Source organism: Gloeobacter violaceus PCC 7421, assembly GCF_000011385.1.
In the GTDB taxonomy this organism is placed as follows: domain Bacteria; phylum Cyanobacteriota; class Cyanobacteriia; order Gloeobacterales; family Gloeobacteraceae; genus Gloeobacter; species Gloeobacter violaceus.
Genome location: NC_005125.1, coordinates 1,014,176 through 1,030,639 on the forward strand (window position 1 = coordinate 1,014,176; position 16,464 = coordinate 1,030,639).

General features: G+C 63.9%; 11 protein-coding genes, 1 pseudogene and 1 riboswitch. Of the genes and pseudogenes, 4 read left to right on the forward strand and 8 right to left on the reverse strand.

Going from position 1 to position 16,464, the window contains the following annotated elements:
• Window positions 1–4: 4 nt before the first annotated feature.
• From GLL_RS04980 to GLL_RS04995, 4 genes are read right to left on the reverse strand one after another with little or no spacing between them, the layout of a single operon-like run.
• Window positions 5–1,078, reverse strand: a complete 1,074-nt coding sequence (locus GLL_RS04980; RefSeq protein ID WP_011140959.1) for an aromatic ring-hydroxylating oxygenase subunit alpha — start codon at window positions 1,076–1,078, stop codon at window positions 5–7.
• A 57-nt stretch (window positions 1,079–1,135) separates the two neighbouring features.
• Window positions 1,136–4,744 carry an urea carboxylase gene (gene uca, locus GLL_RS04985; RefSeq protein ID WP_011140960.1) on the reverse strand — a complete coding sequence of 1,203 codons (3,609 nt, stop codon included), beginning with the start codon at window positions 4,742–4,744 and terminating at the stop codon, window positions 1,136–1,138.
• Between the two features lie 27 nt (window positions 4,745–4,771).
• Entirely contained in the window at window positions 4,772–5,431 is a 660-nt protein-coding gene (locus GLL_RS04990) for an urea amidolyase associated protein UAAP2 (RefSeq protein WP_011140961.1), read from the reverse strand.
• 12 nt (window positions 5,432–5,443) lie between these two features.
• Window positions 5,444–6,160, reverse strand: a complete 717-nt coding sequence (locus GLL_RS04995; protein WP_011140962.1) for an urea amidolyase associated protein UAAP1 — start codon at window positions 6,158–6,160, stop codon at window positions 5,444–5,446.
• 63 nt (window positions 6,161–6,223) lie between these two features.
• Window positions 6,224–6,336: riboswitch (guanidine-I (ykkC/yxkD leader) on the reverse strand.
• A gap of 109 nt (window positions 6,337–6,445) precedes the next feature.
• Here GLL_RS04995 and atzF point away from each other — a divergent pair.
• Complete coding sequence (gene atzF / locus GLL_RS05000; protein WP_011140963.1) at window positions 6,446–8,272, forward strand: allophanate hydrolase; 1,827 nt, start codon at window positions 6,446–6,448, stop codon at window positions 8,270–8,272.
• On the opposite strand, the gene GLL_RS05005 is transcribed toward atzF, so the two are convergent.
• From GLL_RS05005 to GLL_RS05015, 3 genes are all read right to left on the reverse strand, one after another.
• Window positions 8,249–8,536 (reverse strand): hypothetical protein, encoded by a 288-nt coding sequence (locus GLL_RS05005; protein ID WP_011140964.1) that lies wholly within the window; start codon window positions 8,534–8,536, stop codon window positions 8,249–8,251. The two genes, atzF and GLL_RS05005, sit on opposite strands and share 24 nt — an antisense overlap.
• A gap of 269 nt (window positions 8,537–8,805) precedes the next feature.
• A complete protein-coding gene (locus GLL_RS05010) occupies window positions 8,806–10,428 on the reverse strand; it encodes an iron uptake porin (protein WP_164928644.1) in 1,623 nt (540 codons plus the stop codon).
• 220 nt (window positions 10,429–10,648) lie between these two features.
• Window positions 10,649–10,903 (reverse strand): Asr1405/Asl0597 family protein, encoded by a 255-nt coding sequence (locus tag GLL_RS05015; protein ID WP_011140966.1) that lies wholly within the window; start codon window positions 10,901–10,903, stop codon window positions 10,649–10,651.
• A 241-nt stretch (window positions 10,904–11,144) separates the two neighbouring features.
• Here GLL_RS05015 and GLL_RS05020 point away from each other — a divergent pair, with 241 nt between their 5' ends.
• From GLL_RS05020 to GLL_RS23625, 3 genes and pseudogenes are all read left to right on the forward strand, one after another.
• A complete protein-coding gene (locus GLL_RS05020) occupies window positions 11,145–12,878 on the forward strand; it encodes an N-acetylmuramoyl-L-alanine amidase (protein WP_011140967.1) in 1,734 nt (577 codons plus the stop codon).
• A gap of 433 nt (window positions 12,879–13,311) precedes the next feature.
• Window positions 13,312–13,926: a lipocalin family protein gene (locus tag GLL_RS05025; protein WP_011140968.1), complete on the forward strand. Its 615-nt coding sequence runs from the start codon at window positions 13,312–13,314 to the stop codon at window positions 13,924–13,926.
• Between the two features lie 981 nt (window positions 13,927–14,907).
• Window positions 14,908–15,012, forward strand: a pseudogene (locus tag GLL_RS23625) (hypothetical protein); the annotation flags it as partial.
• Window positions 15,013–15,045: 33 nt separating this feature from the next.
• Here GLL_RS23625 and GLL_RS05035 read toward each other — a convergent pair.
• Window positions 15,046–16,416 carry a UDP-glucose dehydrogenase family protein gene (locus GLL_RS05035; protein ID WP_011140971.1) on the reverse strand — a complete coding sequence of 457 codons (1,371 nt, stop codon included), beginning with the start codon at window positions 16,414–16,416 and terminating at the stop codon, window positions 15,046–15,048.
• Between the last annotated feature and the right edge of the window lie 48 nt (window positions 16,417–16,464).

Below are 16,464 nucleotides of genomic sequence, written 5' to 3' on the forward strand. Positions count from 1 at the left end.
CCACCTAGCCCAGGTAAGCGCGGACGGTGTTGTAGAAGTGGCTGATCCCCAGTTCGTGCTCCTCGGCCAGGTGGGAAATCTGGTAGGCGCGGGAGCGCACGCCCTCCTGCAAGAGCGTGCACACGTCGGTGTCCTCCTGGCCCACTTTGCTCGGTCCGGCTTCGCCGATGTAGGGCTCGGCAGCGTGCTGGGCAGGCGTCTGGTAGATGAACGCCTCGAAGCGGGTGACGGTCGGATTCACCGGGATGTAGCGCGAGAAGAAGACCGTGTGGGCGGAGGTGCCGTAGGTGATGTTCGGGAAGATGAAACCCTGGTAGGAGACGCCCCCCGCCTCCCAGCGGCGGCGCTGGGGGTCTTTGGGTGGACAATTGGGCGCGTAGGGAACGGGGATGTTGATGTGGCGGCCGGCGGGAATCGTGCCGATGCGTTGCACGTCGTAGAGGGGAGTGAGCGTCTCGGCGTGGACGGTGGCGAAGTGGTAGTCTTCGACAAAGTTTTCGATCTGAAACTTCCAGTTGATCGGCTCCTCGCGGGTGAAGTGGGCGATCTGGCGCAGATCCTCCCATCTTTGGCCGTACTGGTTCAGATAATCGGGCACTCCCGCCAGGTATTCGGCGAGACACTCACCCTCCGGGTCGGGGTTGACGAACACGAAACCGCCCCAACTGTCCACCTGCGCCCCGGCAAGCCGCACGGCCGATTTGTCCAGCTCCGGAAACCAACCCGGCTGGGCCACCGCGAGCAATTTGCCGCTCAGATCGAACGTCCAGGCGTGGTAGGGGCACTGCAGGAACTTGCAGCTGCCTTGCTTTTGGGGGAGCAGCCGCGCCCCCCGGTGCGGGCAGACGTTGTGCATCGCCAGAAGTTCGCCGTCGCCCCCCCGCACCACGAAGATCGGTTCTTCGCCCAGGACCGTCGCCAGATAGTCGCCGGGGTTTGTCAAGTCTTCGAGGCGGCCCACCCACTGCCAGGTGGAGCGCCAGATGGTCTGCAGCTCGCGCCGGTAAACGTCGAGATCGGTGTAATAGTTTCCGGGCAGTTCGTAAGTCCTTGGGCGGGGCGGTTGGATGGCGGTCATCGGTTTTTCCTCTGTAGAAGTGGAGTATAGAAAATACAAATTTTGGATGTCCGGGTGCTATGGCGGCGCGGACTCGGAAGGTTGCACGACCACAAGCGTCTGGCCGGCGGCGACCAGACACCCTTCGGCGCACAGCACCGCGAGGACTGTACCGGAGATGGGAGCGGTCAGGACAACCTCCATCTTCATCGACTCCAAGATCACCAGGGGATCACCGGCGGCGACCGGCTCTCCCGGTTGGACGGCAATCTGCCAGACATTCGCCGAGAGCTGGGCGCTCACCGCGCAGGCTCCGGCGGGCAGTGCGTACTCCTCGGCCGCAGACGGCGCAATAGCCGGATCTTCGGCGACGGCGGCAAATTCGCCCGCCTCGCGCCACCGCTCGCGCTCCTCGGCAAAGGCCGTCTGCTGCTGCGCTTTAAAGGCTGCGGCCTCCGGGGCGATCTCGGCTAAAAAGTCGTTGTATTGTTTCAGGCTGAAGATCGCTTCGCTCACCTCGAGCTTCGCGCGGCCGTGGCGAAAATCCTCGCGCAGGCGCAACAGTTCCGGCCCGGAAACCGGATAGAAGCGGATCTGATCAAAAAAGCGCAGCAGCCAGGGCCGGGTAAAATCGGCGGTCTGCCGGTAGCGGTTCCAGACCTGGACGGTACGGCCCACGAACTGGTAGCCCCCCGGTCCCTCCATGCCGTAGATGCAGAGATACGCGCCGCCGATGCCCACGGCGTTTTCGGGTGTCCAGGTGCGCGCCGGGTTGTACTTGGTGGTGACCAGCCGGTGGCGCGGATCGATTGGGGTAGCGACGGGCGCTCCAAGGTAGACATCGCCCAGGCCCAATACCAGGTAGCTCGCCTCGAAGACGATGCGCTTCACCTCGTCAATACTTTCAAGCCCGTTGATGCGGCGGATAAATTCGATGTTGCTCGGACACCAGGGAGCGTCCTTGCGCACCGACTGCATGTACTTGCGGATGGCGAGCAGCGTCGATTCGTCTTCCCAGGACAAAGGCAGGTGCAGGATACGGGTGGGCACCTCCATCGCCTCGATCGGGGGCAGTTGCGACTCTGCGGCGGTCAGAACCTCCAGCAACCTTTCGCGCGGCAGGATGCGGCCGTCGAAGTGCACCTGCAGCGAGCGGATGCCGGGGGTGAGTTCGAGCATGCCCGGCAAGGCGTTGGCCTGCAGCCACTCCATCAGCGCGTGCACCCGGAAGCGCAAATTGAGATCGAGCACCGGCGGGCCGTACTCGATAAGCAGGTACTTGTCCCCCGACTGGCGGTAGACGACGGCGATTTGCTCCGCAGTGGCCGCGATGGTGTGCAGCACCGCCGGGTCGCCGGCTTCGGCAAGCGAGGGCGCAGCCGGTTTCGGAAGGGAGAGTCGATCGATTGTGAAATCTTGTGCTTGTTCGCGGCGCAGGGCTTCGGCAAAACCCAGCCGCCGGAAGCGGACGGTGTCTCCCGGTTTGAGTTGGCCGATTTTCCACAGTTCCGCCCGGGCGACAGTAGCCGGGCAGACGAAGCCTCCCAGGCTCGGGCCGTCGGGACCGAGGATGACTGGCATGTCGCCGGTGAAATCGACCGTGCCCACCGCATAGGCATTGTCATGAATATTCGACGGGTGCAATCCCGCTTCGCCGCCGTCGGAGCGCGCCCATAGCGGTTTGGGACCGATGAGCCGCACGCCGGTGCGCGCTGAGTTGTAGTGAACTTCCCAAGCGGTGGCAAAAAATGTCTCGATGTCCCGGTCGGTAAAAAAGTCCGGCGCTCCGTGGGGACCGTAGAGTACACCAATTTCCCAATCGGAGCGGTATTCGGGGATGAGAGCGGGAGCGAGCGGCAGCGGGAGGTCTGCAAGATCATGCCGCACCAGCCGGAGCACATCGCCGGTGCGCAGCGTCCGACCGCAGTGGCCGCCGAATTGTCCCAGGGTAAAAGTCGCCTTGCTGTCCAGATACTCGGGCACGTCGAAACCACCCCGGACCGCCAGGTAGGTGCGGTAGCCGGGGCCGGTGACGGCCCCCAGGCGCAGGGTGCTGCCTGCCGCCACCGGCACGGCGCACCAGTAGGAAACGGGTTTGCTGTCGATCCGGGCGTCCATCGCGGCACCGCACAGGCAGATCACCGCGTCGGTGTGGAAACGCAAGGTCGGGCCGAGGGCAGTGCATTCGAGCCCGGCCGTCTCGGGGGGGTTGCCCACCAGGCGGTTGGCAAGGCGGAAGGCGAGCGGGTCCATCGGGCCGGAGGGCGGCACGCCGATATCCCAGTAGCCGGTGCGCCCCGGGTAGTCCTGGATGGTGCTGTAGGTACCGGGCTCCAGCACCTCGACGGTCAGCGGCGCGTAGTGAAAAGTTTGCGAGAAGCGGGTACTCAGGTTGCCCGCCAAAAAATCGGCGTCCGCAAGGATCTGGCGCAGGTAGTCCAGGTTGGTCTCCACCCCGGCGATGCGGGTGTCCGCAAGCGCGGCCTGCAGACGGGCGATCGCCTCGGGTCGCGATTCACCCCGGACGATGAGCTTGGCGAGCAAGGGGTCGTAGTAGGGCGTCACCTCCGTGCCCCGCTCCACCCAGCCGTCGCAGCGCACCGCCGCAAAGACCGCTTCGGTGAGCGTGCCGGTGCTGGGCTGAAAATTGCGGCCCGCATCCTCGGCGTAGAGCCGCACCTCGACGGCATGCCCCCGGGGCCGGTGGCGGTACTGCTCGAGAAAGTCGCGCTCCCCGGCCGCCAGGCGCACCATCCATTCGACCAGGTCGATCCCCGCCACCGCCTCGGTGACGCCGTGCTCCACCTGCAGACGGGTGTTCACCTCCAGAAAATAAAAATCCGCCGCCTCGGCGTCGTAGATAAATTCCACCGTCCCCGCCGAGCGATAGCCGACCGCCCGCCCCAGGCACACCGCCGCTTCACAAAGCCGTTCGCGCAGCGTCTCGCAAATACCGGGGGCCGGGGTCTCCTCAAGCAGCTTCTGGTTGCGCCGCTGGATCGAGCAGTCGCGCTCGCCCAGGGCGATCACCCTACCCTCGCCGTCGCCGAAGATCTGCACCTCCAGGTGCCGGGCGCGCTCGACGTATTTTTCGAGGTACACGCCGCCGTCGCGGAAATTGTTTTCGCTGAGCCGCTGCACGGCCTGGAACGATTCGGTGAGTTTCGCTTCTCCCCGACAGAGTGCCAGGCCGATCCCGCCCCCACCCGCCGTGCTCTTGAGCATCACCGGGTAGCCAATCGCCGCCGCCTGCCGGTGCGCTTCGGCAAGATCGATGAGCAAGCCCGTCCCCGGCAACAGGGGCACACCGTTTTCGGCCGCCAGAGCGCGGGCGGTGTGCTTGCGCCCGAAGCGACCCATCTGCAAGGGGGTAGGTCCAATAAAGACAATATTCTCGCGTTCGCACGCCTCGGCAAATTCGGCGTTCTCGCTCAAAAAACCGTAGCCCGGGTGGATCGCCTGGGCACCGGTGGCGACGGCCGCTTCTAAAATCCGCTCGTAGCGCAAATAGCTCTGGGCCGCCGGGGCGGGGCCAATCAGGACCGCTTCACCCGCTCCCCGGACGTGGGGGGCGTAGGCGTCCGCCTCGGAGTACACCGCCACCGAGGCGATCCCCAGCCGGTCGAGGGTGCGCAGGATGCGGCAGGCGATTTCGCCCCGGTTGGCAATCAAGACTTTGTCGAACATGCGAACGTCGTCGTCGGGTAGGTAAGTTTAGCGGCAGGGGTCAGGCGGGGGCGGAGCCCAGATGACCAGCCGGATGGGGGTCGGATTGTAGCCGTTGCAGGGGTTGTTCATCTGGGGACAGTTGGAGATCACCACCAGCGCGTTCATCTCGGCGCGCAGATCGACCGTGCTGCCGGGTTCGGAGATGCCGTCCACGATTTCGAGTGTGCCGTCGCGGCTCACCGGCACGTTCATAAAAAAGTTGATGTTGCTCACCAGGTCGCGTTTGCCCATACCGTAGCGGCTGAGGGCCGCGAGGAAATTTTCGACACAGGCGTGCTGATATTTTTTGTCCAGCCCGAAGCGCACCGAGTTGCTCTCGCAGCTGCAGGCGCCGCCGGAGGTGTCGTGGCGGCCGACACTATCGCCCACGATCGTCATCAGCACCCCGCCGTCGTTGGAATAGAGGCGGCTGCCGGTGGTGAGGAAGATGTTCCCCTGTAGGCGGATCGTGTCGGGGGCGCTGTAGCGCTCCGAGTAATCGTCGGCGTTGTAGACCAAAAAATCGACCGCCTGGTTGCCCCCCAGATCGACGATGCGCAGAACCTGCCCCCGCTCGACGACGTGGGACCAGGGCCTGCGCGCCGCGAGCACCTCGTCGTAGACTACCCGTTGGGAATCGATCCCCTGCAAAGCTGTCGCTACCATGACCAACCTCCTTTAGACAAACAGCGCGTCGGTATTCTCAAAGCCGCGAACCGCCTCGGGGCAGCCCGTGCGGCACGGATCGCCCGAGGTGGGAGGGGGCGAGTTCCAGACCACCACCCGGACGGGCGTCGGCTGGTATGTCGGGCTCGGGTGCAGGACGTGGGGCGTGTTCGAGATCACCACCAATACGTTCATCTCGGCGCGCAGATCGACGGTGCTGCCCGCTTTGGAACGCTCCTGGAAAGTCAGCCCGCCGTCCTCCTCCACCGCCACCCGCGCAAACAGGTTGAGGTTGGGCATGATGTCCTTTTTGCCCAGGTCGTGTTTGGCAAGCGCGTTGATAAAATTCGAGCGCGTATCGCGCCAGTCGCCCTCGCCGTACTTCTGGGTGCTGCCGGCCGGATTGCTCGCTCCGCCCAGGGTGTCGAAGGCGCCGCCGGTCGTCTCGCCGGTGATCGAAAAGAGCACCCGCCCCATGTCGGAGTAGAGCACCTTGCCGACTCCCAGAAAGATGCCGAACTGGATCTTGACCGTGTCGGCCGCGTTATAGCGCTCGATCGGATTGTCGGCGTTGTAGCACAACAGCGAAACCCCCTGCCCACCTTCGAGATCGACAATCCGCAGCGTGGCGCCCCGCTTGATCTTCCGCGACCAGTAGGCGCCCCCGGGCACGGTCTCCGCCCAGGTGATCAGTCCCGGGTCGATCCCATCGTCCGCCGTCACCACCATCGGTTACTCCTCCTTATGAACCACAAAGCCCAGGAGACTCCGGCAGCAAAGCTTGCTGCGGTGCTCTCCCGGGCTTTTCTCCCGCCGTGTGACCGGCCCTGCTGTCGGACCGGCTGCTTCTCTCGGACCAGCCGTCCCACCACAGGAGCGGGACCGGAACCCTAGAAGCCAGTTTTTACTGGACACTCTTATCAGGAGCACAGGCCGGGCGGTGTATCGGCGGCTACGCTTGCCGATGGGTCCGGCCGGGCAAGATAGGCTGCACTTGCGTTTGGAAAGTTGCCGATGCCTTCGCCGTCCTGGAGTCTTGACCTGCGGGCGCTGGCGGCGCGCTACCGGTCGGGGGAGGCCACGCCCGCAGGGGTGGTGGCCGAGGTCTACGAGCGCATTTCCCGCTACGCGGATCCGGCCGTCTGGATTCACCTGCTGCCGATGGAGCGGGTGCTGGAGGGAGCCCACACCCTGGCAGGCCGCGACCCGGCGGGCCTGCCGCTCTACGGGGTACCTTTTGCCGTCAAGGACAACCTCGATCTGGCCGGGGTGCCCACCACCGCCGGCTGTCCCGGTTTCGCCTACGGGCCTGAAAAGACGGCTCCGGTCGTCGAGCGGTTGATGGCCGCCGGGGCGATCCCGGTCGGCAAGACCAACCTCGATCAGTTCGCCACCGGTCTGGTGGGCACCCGCACGCCCTACGGCGTCTGCCGCAACCCGTTCGACCGCCGCTACCTGCCCGGCGGTTCCAGTGCGGGTTCGGCGGTGGCGGTGGCGGCGGGGCTGGTGAGCTTTGCCCTGGGCACCGACACCGCCGGGTCGGGGCGGGTTCCGGCCGCCTTTACCAACACCGTCGGGCTCAAGCCCACCCGGGGTCTTTTGAGTACCCGCGGTCTGGTGCCGGCGGTGCGCAGCCTCGATTGCGTGTCGATCTTCGCCCTGACTTGCGAAGATGCCGGGGCGGTGTTGTCGGTGGCGGCGGGCTTCGACCCGGACGATCCGTTTTCGCGCCGGGCGCCCGCTGTCGAGACTCCGTCTTTTGACCGCCTGCGCGTCGGCGTGCCCGAGACCGACTATCTCGAATTTTTCGGCGACCGCGCGGCGCAGGGTCGCTACCGCGCGGCCCTCGCTCGACTGGAAGCCCTGGGCTGCGAACTGATCACCATCGATTTCGGGCCGTTTGCCGACACTGCCCGGATGCTTTACGGCGGGCCGTGGGTGGCCGAACGCCTCGCGGCGGTGGGCGATTTTCTGGAGCGCGAACCGGAATCCGTCCATCCGGTGGTGTACGAGATCATCGCGGGCGGGGCGCGCTACGACGCGGTGAGCGCCTACAAAGCCGCTTACCGGCTTGCCGGGTTGCGCCGCCTGAGCGAAGGGCAGTGGCAGCAGATGGACGTCCTGGCCCTTCCTACCACCGGCACGATCTATACCGTCGCCGAGGTGGAGCGCGATCCCATCGCCCTCAACGCCAACCTGGGCCTCTACACCAACTTCGTCAACCTGCTGGATCTGTGTGCGCTCGCCGTTCCGAGCGGCCCCGGCAAAGCCGGTCTGCCCACGGGGATCACCTTCGTCGCCCCCGCCTGGCAAGAAACCCTGCTCTGTCGGCTGGGGGGTGTCTTCCATCCCTGGCCGGGGGCGACACTCGGCGCAACCGGCCACCCGGTGCCCGTCCCCGAACCGATGGCAGACCCAGCGGATCGCGGGATCCAGCTCGCGGTGGTAGGCGCCCACCTGAGCGGCCAGCCCCTCAATCACCAACTCACCGATCTGGGCGGTGCGCTGGTGCGCGCCTGCCGGACGGCTGCGCACTATCGGCTGTTTGCCCTCGTGGGTGAAAAAGTTCCGAAGCCCGGGTTGGTGCGCACCGACGACGGCAACGGTGCGGCTATCGAACTGGAAGTCTGGAAGCTTTCCGCCGAAGGGTTCGGCCGTTTCGTGGCCAATATCCCGCCGCCACTTGGGATCGGCACGCTGCTGCTTGAAGACGGGGAACAGGTGAAGGGTTTTCTGTGCGAAAGCTACGCCGTGGCAGGTGCGCCGGACATTACCGGCTTCGGCGGTTGGCGGGCCTATCTGGCCGCCAATGGCTCTTCAGCCGGGATCGCGCACGGGTAAGGGCAGCGCCGGGACAAAACCCGGCGGGTGGCATTCGACGGGCAGCACGTCAATGACCACCAGACCGCCGCCGCCGATGGGCCGGTAAGGCAGGTACACGGGTCGTCCCCAACCCTTGCGCTCCCAAATTTCTGCCGATTCCCCAAAAAAATTGACGATCAGCCCGGCGCTGGTCATCGCTAGAGGCAGGGGTACAGGCATGATGTCGTGGGGCTCTGCGAATCCCCAGATCCGTCCATCGACGTTGTAAAACCCCAAGTTCACTGCGCAACCCCCGCAGCCGTGCTTCGCCGTCCAGCCGGTAAAGGGCCTGCGTTCGCAGCCCCCGCCGGTTTACCTGTTGCAATACTTTCGCACGATCTTCCCATTTCTTCTACCTAGGGCAATACATCCTACTGGCATCGGTTTCGGTGATTCATGCGGCAGCCCGCAGCGGTGTCGACGCGCTCAACGGTGGACCTTTCGGCACCCGCGGCGACGGTGGCGACCACCGCACCCCTGGCCTGGTCCGAACGCTTCGCACGCCGGTGTCCTTAAAATTCGAAGACAGCCCGCAAAGTACCGACGGCAAGCCCATTGGAGTTGCGCGAATGCACGGGCTGGACAATAAATTGCAGATCCGGGGTGAGGCTCACCCGATCGTTGAGCCGCAGGCGGTAGAAAATTTCGATATTGCCCTCTGTGCCGCTCGGGACTAGAGAGGTGGTCAGGCCGGCGGCGGTCAGACCCGTGGCGGTGCCGGCAAAAACGCGGACGGGCTGGCCGTAAGCGACGCTCAGGTTGTTGCCGGGGGCAAACAGATTCGGTAGCGCGAAACCGACGTGCCAGGTATTGGAGCGCACCCCCGAGAAAGCGTACCCGTCGAAGGCGTTTACCTGGGTGGACGCAATGCCGTAGCGCCCAAACAGGGCGAAGTGGGGGGTGATCGCCCACTCGGCGTTGATGCCGTAAGCGTCGTTGGTGCTGTTGCGGATTGCCTCCGGCATGACCGTGGCGAGCACCGCCCCCTGTTCAACGACGCGGGCGTACTGCAGCTTGATCGAGGCCGCCGGACCCGGGTCGATGCGCAATTCGATCACCGAGGCTGTTTGGCCGCCGAAAAGGCCGCCCGCCCCAAAGCCGCCCACCGGGGCGCCGAAGGCGTTGAGCCGGTTGCGGGCATCTCCGGAGACGGCACCGCCATTGCCGGCGGTGTAGATAGCCCGCAGGCGCATCGCGTCGTTGATCTGCCAGGCCAGACCAAAACCCGGCCCGAAGAAGGACGAGGCGGACAGGGTAATGAGCTGGTTGTTCAAAAATGAGCCGTTCGAGAAATCCACCTCCTCGTTATTGGCAAAGCTGTTGGTGTCGATGAGCTGGCCGATGTTGACACGGCCGGCCGCGAGGAAGCGAAATTTGGCATTGTCGTCGATATCGGTGGTGTAGTACAGCTCGTCGATGGAGACCGTCGCCCGGCCGTCGGTAGCCACGGCGCTCGTCGATTGATCGTAGGAGGTGCCGTTTGGTCCGCCCGCGTAGAACAGCGGACCGAGGCCACCTGCGATGCCCGGCAGGAGCGCACCGATGTCGTAGCCCGCGACCCCCCGCAGGCGCAAAAACAGCAAGTCGCCGCCGGTGATGCTGGCTTGCAAGTTCAGCGAGCTACGGGCCAGGAAGGTGACATTGGCGGCGGTTGCCGGTACCGGCGATGCCCCGAGGGCATCGCCGAAGGCGGGAGAAGTGTCTGGAAACCCCGTAAAGAGACGGCTGCCCGCTCCCCCACCCCCGCCGTTGAGGGCAAGCACCACCGATCCGTCGAGCTTGGCGGTGGGCGAAAACAGGTTCGCTTCCAGATTGCCGGCTTTTGCCTCCAGTGCTGCGGTCCGGACGCGCAGCAGTGCCAATTCCGGCTCGAAATCCGCCTGCAACCGTTCGAGCACTGCCAGATCCGTATGGGTCAAATGCTCTTCGCCGCCAACGATCAGAGTGTCCAAGGCATCGAGGGCAGCGGCCAGGGCCGCGGCAAACTCCAGACGGTTGAGGGGCCTTTCCCCTTGCAGCAGACGCCCGGGCACCCCCTGCAGCAACTTGCCTCGGGCCAGGGTACTCAAAGCCCGGCGAGCCCAACTTTCGGGCTCCACATTCTCCAGGCCCGACACGGCGTCAACAGCCACCATTTGAGTCGGTCCGGACCAGAAATCTTCACCCTGAGCGGGCGCAACGTTCGGCGCCGCCACTATCCAAGCCGCCGTTCCTGCCAGTATCCACCGCCGCACGGCACCCCCGCTTCACCTGCCGAATCCTGCAATTGCACCTATCTATCATGCATAGGTGCTGCGGACAATGATCTCGGGGTGCAATCCGGAGGCTATGGGGGAGATGTGGGAAATCTTCGGACTAACAGCAAACCCAGCAACTCTCCAGCCAGTCGATCATATCGCCGCGCCGACCGCGAAAGCGAAACAGCACCGATTGAATCTGACGGGCCTGCTGGACACCCGCTTCTCCCGGTTCGATCAGGGCCAGCAATTGCCCCTGGGCTGAAACTTGCGTGCGAATGCCAAGATCTTCGAGGCGTTGCTGGACCATCGTCCGTTCCCAGGGATGCACAGAGACGAGTTGGGCACACTCCGGCGCTTTCGTAAATTCCATATCTGGCGACGCTTTCCTCAGGAGGCGGTTGGCTCTTGCTGCTATTTATTCTCAACTATCCACAATGTAAGGTCAGCCCGGGGGGATGTCAACCGGTGGGAACCTCCAAATTTTGGTGGGGATAGCCGAACAGGAGCAAGGAAGGAGGGTTTATTAAGTGGTTGGTGCCGAAAAATACGCTCGATCGCAACAGAAAACGCACCAAAGGTTGCTATAGTAATTGAAAATTTTGGCACGGCGTGTGAGGAACAAACGGGTTGTACTGTGGTCTGCAAGCAGCGTGCTCGCCTGGGCGTCCTGTCTTGTCTGCTGCTCCACCGCCCTGGCGATGCCGCAACTGACCGGCTGGCAATTCGACTCCCAGGCTCAGCAGCTTTCATTTTTTACCCGCGGCAGCGTGCAGCCGCGCATTCAGATTGTCGAAAAACCCCGACGGGTTGTTGTCGATTTGCCGGGGGCCGATGTGTTCGCACCCTCGGACGCGCCGGTGAGCAGCGGTCCGGTGCGCTTCGTGCGCGCCGGGCAATTCGACCCGCAGACGGCGCGCATGGTGATGGAACTGGCCGAGGATGGCCCGCAGCTGCAGCCTGAGCAGGTGCGCGTGCGCCAGGTGGCCCCCGACCAATGGCTGGTGCAACTGCTGCCGAACGTGCCGCCGCCGCCAAGCGCCCCGGCCGCTCCACCGGTGGTCGCGCCGCCGCTGACGATGCCGCCTGCGGTCGGTCGCCGGGTCCTGGTAGGCGGGATCGAGGTGCGCCCCGAAGGATTTTTGGTCAAAACGGGCGGCTACGTGCGCTCCGACGCCCGGCTGCTGGAGGAGCAACCGCCGCGCGTCGTCGTCGACATCGAAGAGGCCGAACTGGCCAAGAATTTTGCCGAGCGCAATCTGGCCGTCAACCAGCAGGGCGTCACCCGCCTACGCACCGGTCAATTCCAGGACGACCCGCCGCTGGTGAGGGTGGTGCTCGATCTGGGGGCAGGGGCGGCCAATGCCTGGGAAGCGCGCTACAGCGCCGATTTGGGCGGGGTGCTCATCCGCCCGGCCGGTTCCGCGCCCGCCGCCACGGCTCCCACCGGCGAAAAAGTGTCCTTGCAATCGGCCCAATTGACTCCTGAAGGCCTGGTGTTTAACAGCGACCTGCCGCCGCGGCTGGAGACCAACTGGGAGAATCCCAACGAATTTCGGATTGTCTTCAGCCCCGCGCAGCTACCGGCCAACTTCTCCGGACCGCTCATCGACGCGGCAAGCCCCATCGACAACCTCAACATCCGCCAGGTCGACGATCGCACGGTGGTGGCACTGGTGCGGGTGTTACCCGGCACGCGGGTGGGCGATCCGAGGCCGCTCGACGGCGAACGGCGCCGGGTGCTGGTGCCTCTGTACCGGCGCAGCACCACACCGACGACACCCGTTCCCGATAGCTATGACCCGCTTCCCAACGGCAGCGGCCGGCGCATCGTCCTCGACGCCGGGCACGGCGGCAAAGACCCCGGCGCCATGCGCGAGGGGGTGCGCGAAAAAGATCTCAACCTGGCCATCGTCCGCCGCCTCAACAACAAGCTGCGCGCCGCCGGCTACTACACGATCCTGGCGCGCTCCGACGACACGTTCATCTCGCTGGGTGAGCGCGTCGACATCACCAAGGCGACCCAGGGCGACATCTTCGTGAGCGTCCACGTCAACACGATGCCCAGCCGCAGCGATATCCAGGGCATCGAGACTTACTATACTCACTCCCGAAGCGCCCGCCTCGCCTACGTGCTGCACCGCCGTCTGGTCGAGCGCACCGGCAAGCCCGATCGCGGCGTGCGGGTGCGCGGTCTCTATGTAACCCGCCACAACGCCGTGCCTGCGGTGTTGCTGGAGGTGGGGTTTTTGACCAATCCCGAGGAGCGCGCCCAGTTGCAGCAGCCTGAGTATCAGGAACTGATCGCCGACGCCATTGCCCAGGGATTGCAGGACTACGCCCGTTAGGCCGGACCGGTCGATGACTAGACCGCTTGCGCGAATGCCAAGATAAACAGCTCAAACCATTGGAAGCTCATTCCGCAATCCGGTTCATGCAAGAGCTCTAATGAGTACGATTCAAGCGGTGGTGCGGGTGGTCGGCCTCCTGCGCTCGGGCGGCTGGGGAGGACTGGTGGCCGTGTCGACCGCCGCCCACAACTATTTATCGATTGCGCAATCTCCGGCCGCGAGGAGCGCCTTGCCAGATGCATCAATGCATGGTACAAAAGCCTAGGATTCAATAGTGCAATTAATTAGAGCAGTTTAGGGCTTTGGCGGCAATTTTCGCCGAGTCCCTGGCGACCTTTCACGATCAGTTTGAAGGGAATTGCGCCATCATTCGCCGAACGTTGTTGTTCATGTTGTTCGTACTTTTTACAGAGTATTAAGGAGTTTGGTTATGCTTCGCTTAACAGCCGTGCCGCTTGCGGCAGTACTCGGTCTGATTGGCTGCGCATCCGCCGTTTGGGCAAACGATTCGCAACCAATTGAGACGGTGGCGGAAGTGGATTTTAACCGGTACGATGGGCGCTGGTACGAGCTTGCCAGAACACCCAATATCTTCCAGATTGGTTGCACTTGCGTGACGGCAAATTATTCCGTGCTCTCCGAATCGTCGATCAGCGTATTCAATACTTGTAACCGCTTTCGGCCCCGGGGCAATCTTGTTACTATCGACGGCGTTGCAGTCGTTGCCGATCCCAATGCCCCGGGAAAATTGCTGATTACGTTTGAAGGCTCTCCCGTGGCTGAGGATTACTGGATCATAGATCTAGTGGAAGATCCTAACAATTCGGCGGGAGACTATGCTTTTGCTGCCATCGGAGGCCCGAATCGAGACTTTATCTTTATCATTTCCAGAAAACCTGCCCTGGAAACCTACCAGGATGTCCTTGCGTACCAAGGAATTGTGAAGAGATTGCAAGCGCAACATTTTCCTGTCGACGCTTTAAACAGCACCCCCCAACCAACCAGTTGCACATATAAATCGCAATCCTTGCCAGGCGGACTCTAAGCCCGCCACAAGCCTTCACGCAAAATAAGCCGGGTGCTGTGCCTCTTACATACAGGCAGCACCCTGGCCGTGCAGGCAGGCTCAGCCCGCGCGCAAAGCCTCGCGCTTAGTTGCGATGGCTGCTACTTCATTGGACCTCCTACATGAATCACGCCAAAGCCGGAAGCGCAAGCTCAAAATTGTAGAGGCCCGCCGGCCGGCTCACGCGCAAACCGAAGCGGCGACGCCGATTGCGATGGGGACCGGCCGGCATCCGAAGCAGTCTTTGCTTTTTTTGGGTTGTTCTATCGGGACTTTGTTGACGTCCACGACCACCACTTCGGGGTGCACGTTCGCTTGAGTGGCTTGGCGCGATGGCAACCGAAAGCATCCCGATCGCAGCCGCTGGTGCTCGACTTTGTGGACAGCGGCAGGCGGTCGATTCGTGCACTCCCCAGCTTTGGGCGGCACAACCCATACTCGCCATTCATGCAAGAGGTCTACTGATTGCCGGCGGTTTGTCAACGGCTTAGCGCGCCGTTTGCCGGTGGTGCGGGCGAAAGAAATTCTGGCGCTTCGCGTATATATCTTCGGGGCGATGTTTGAACCTCAGGCAAGCACTTAGCATCGAAAGAAGGTAGATATCTTTCGAACAAAGGAGCCTTTTCAATGCTGAACACAGTACGCCGTTTGATCCGGGCGGCTGCCGTTGGCGGCACCGCCTGCGCCCTGGCTTTCGGTCTGACAATCGGTGCAGCCTCGGCCGCGGACCGCGACAACAATCCGCCGGGTCGGGGGGGCGGACCGGGGACCAACTGGGAGAACCCCCGCGGACCCGCGGGCGGGCCGGGAGCCAGTCCCGACGGCCGTTGGTGTCTGCCGGCGGATCGCGACGGCAATCCGCCGGGCCGGGTAGGCGGGCGCGGCACCAATTGGGAAAACCCGCCTGGGCCGACGGGCGGGCCGGGTAGCAGCCCTGACCGGCGCGGGTATTATGCGGCGCGCGACCGCGACGGCAACCCGCCGGGAGCCGTGGGTGGCCCCGGAACCAACTGGGAGAATCCCCGCGGACCCGTTGGCGGGCCGGGAGCAAGCCCCGATCGGCGGCGCTGCTAGGGCACCCTGGACACCCGGCCCACCTCAGCGACCGATGCCGACGTAGACCAGGCCCAGTTCCTGGACCATCTCGCGCTTGAGGCAGTTTCGGCCGTCGATAATCACGCGCCCGCGCAAGCGGCGGCCGACTTCACCCAAGTCGAGTTGCGGGTACTCGGGCCATTCGGTCATCACTACCAGGGCGTCGGCTTGATCGAGAGCGCCGAGGGCACTGTCGGCTATCTGGAGATCCGGCACCTGGCTGTGGGCTTGAGCGGCCGTCACCACCGGGTCGTGGGCCACCACCCGGCAGCCCAAATTGAGTAACTGGTTGGCCACTTCCAGGGCCGGGGCGCTGCGGATGTCGTCGGTGTGCGGCTTGAAGGCCAGGCCCCAGATGGCGATCGTCCGGCCCTTGAGGATGCGCAGTTCCCGCTGCAGCTTCTCGATGATCCGTTTTCTTTGGGTGTCGTTGACCGACAGCGTCGCCTTGAGCAGGGCGCACTCGTAGCCGTATTCCTGACCGGTGCTTACCAGGGCCGAGACGTCTTTGGGAAAGCACGAGCCGCCCCACCCGGCACCGGCGTTGAGAAACTGGTTGCCGATGCGCTTGTCGAGACCAATCGCCTGGGCCACCCGCGAGACATCGGCGCCGACCCGTTCGCAGATATTGGCGATCTCGTTGATGAACGAAATCTTGGTGGCCAGAAAAGCATTTGCAGCGTACTTGATCATCTCGGCGGAGGCCAGATCGGTCACCACCAGCGGCACAGGCTCGCGCTCGGGCTCATCGGGGCTCACCCAATGGCGGTACAGCTCGCGCATCACCTGCTCGGCGCGCTCAGATTCAGCACCAATGACGATGCGGTCGGGATGAAAGGTGTCCCAAACGGCGCTGCCTTCGCGCAGGAACTCGGGGTTGCTTACGACGTTGAAGTCGGGCTCACCCGCCTGCGCACCTGCACCGCCGCCGTCGGTGAGGGCCGGCACGGTTTTGCGGGCGCCGTCCTCGACCAGCATCCGTACCCAGTTGCCCGAACCGACCGGCACGGTCGATTTGTTGACAATGACGCGGTAGCGTCCGTCTAGATGCTGACCGATGCCACGGGCCACGGCCCGGACAGCGGAAAGATCCGGCGATCCGTCCGGGCGTGAAGGGGTACCCACGGTGATGAACAGTACTTCGGCATGCTCGACAACCGCAGCCAGAGCGTCCGTAAATTCCAGCAGCCCCTCCTCGACACCCTGACGGACCAGTTCCTCCAGCCCAGGCTCATAGATGGGCATGATTCCCCGCTTGAGGCGGTCAACCTTGGCGGTATCGTTGTCCATGCAACACACCCGATGGCCGACCCGGGCCAGACAGGCGCCGGTAACCAGACCGACGTACCCTGTGCCAATCACTCCCACTTTCATGCAATGTTTTCCTCAATCAGCATTCGGCGCCCCCGGAAGGTCACTGCG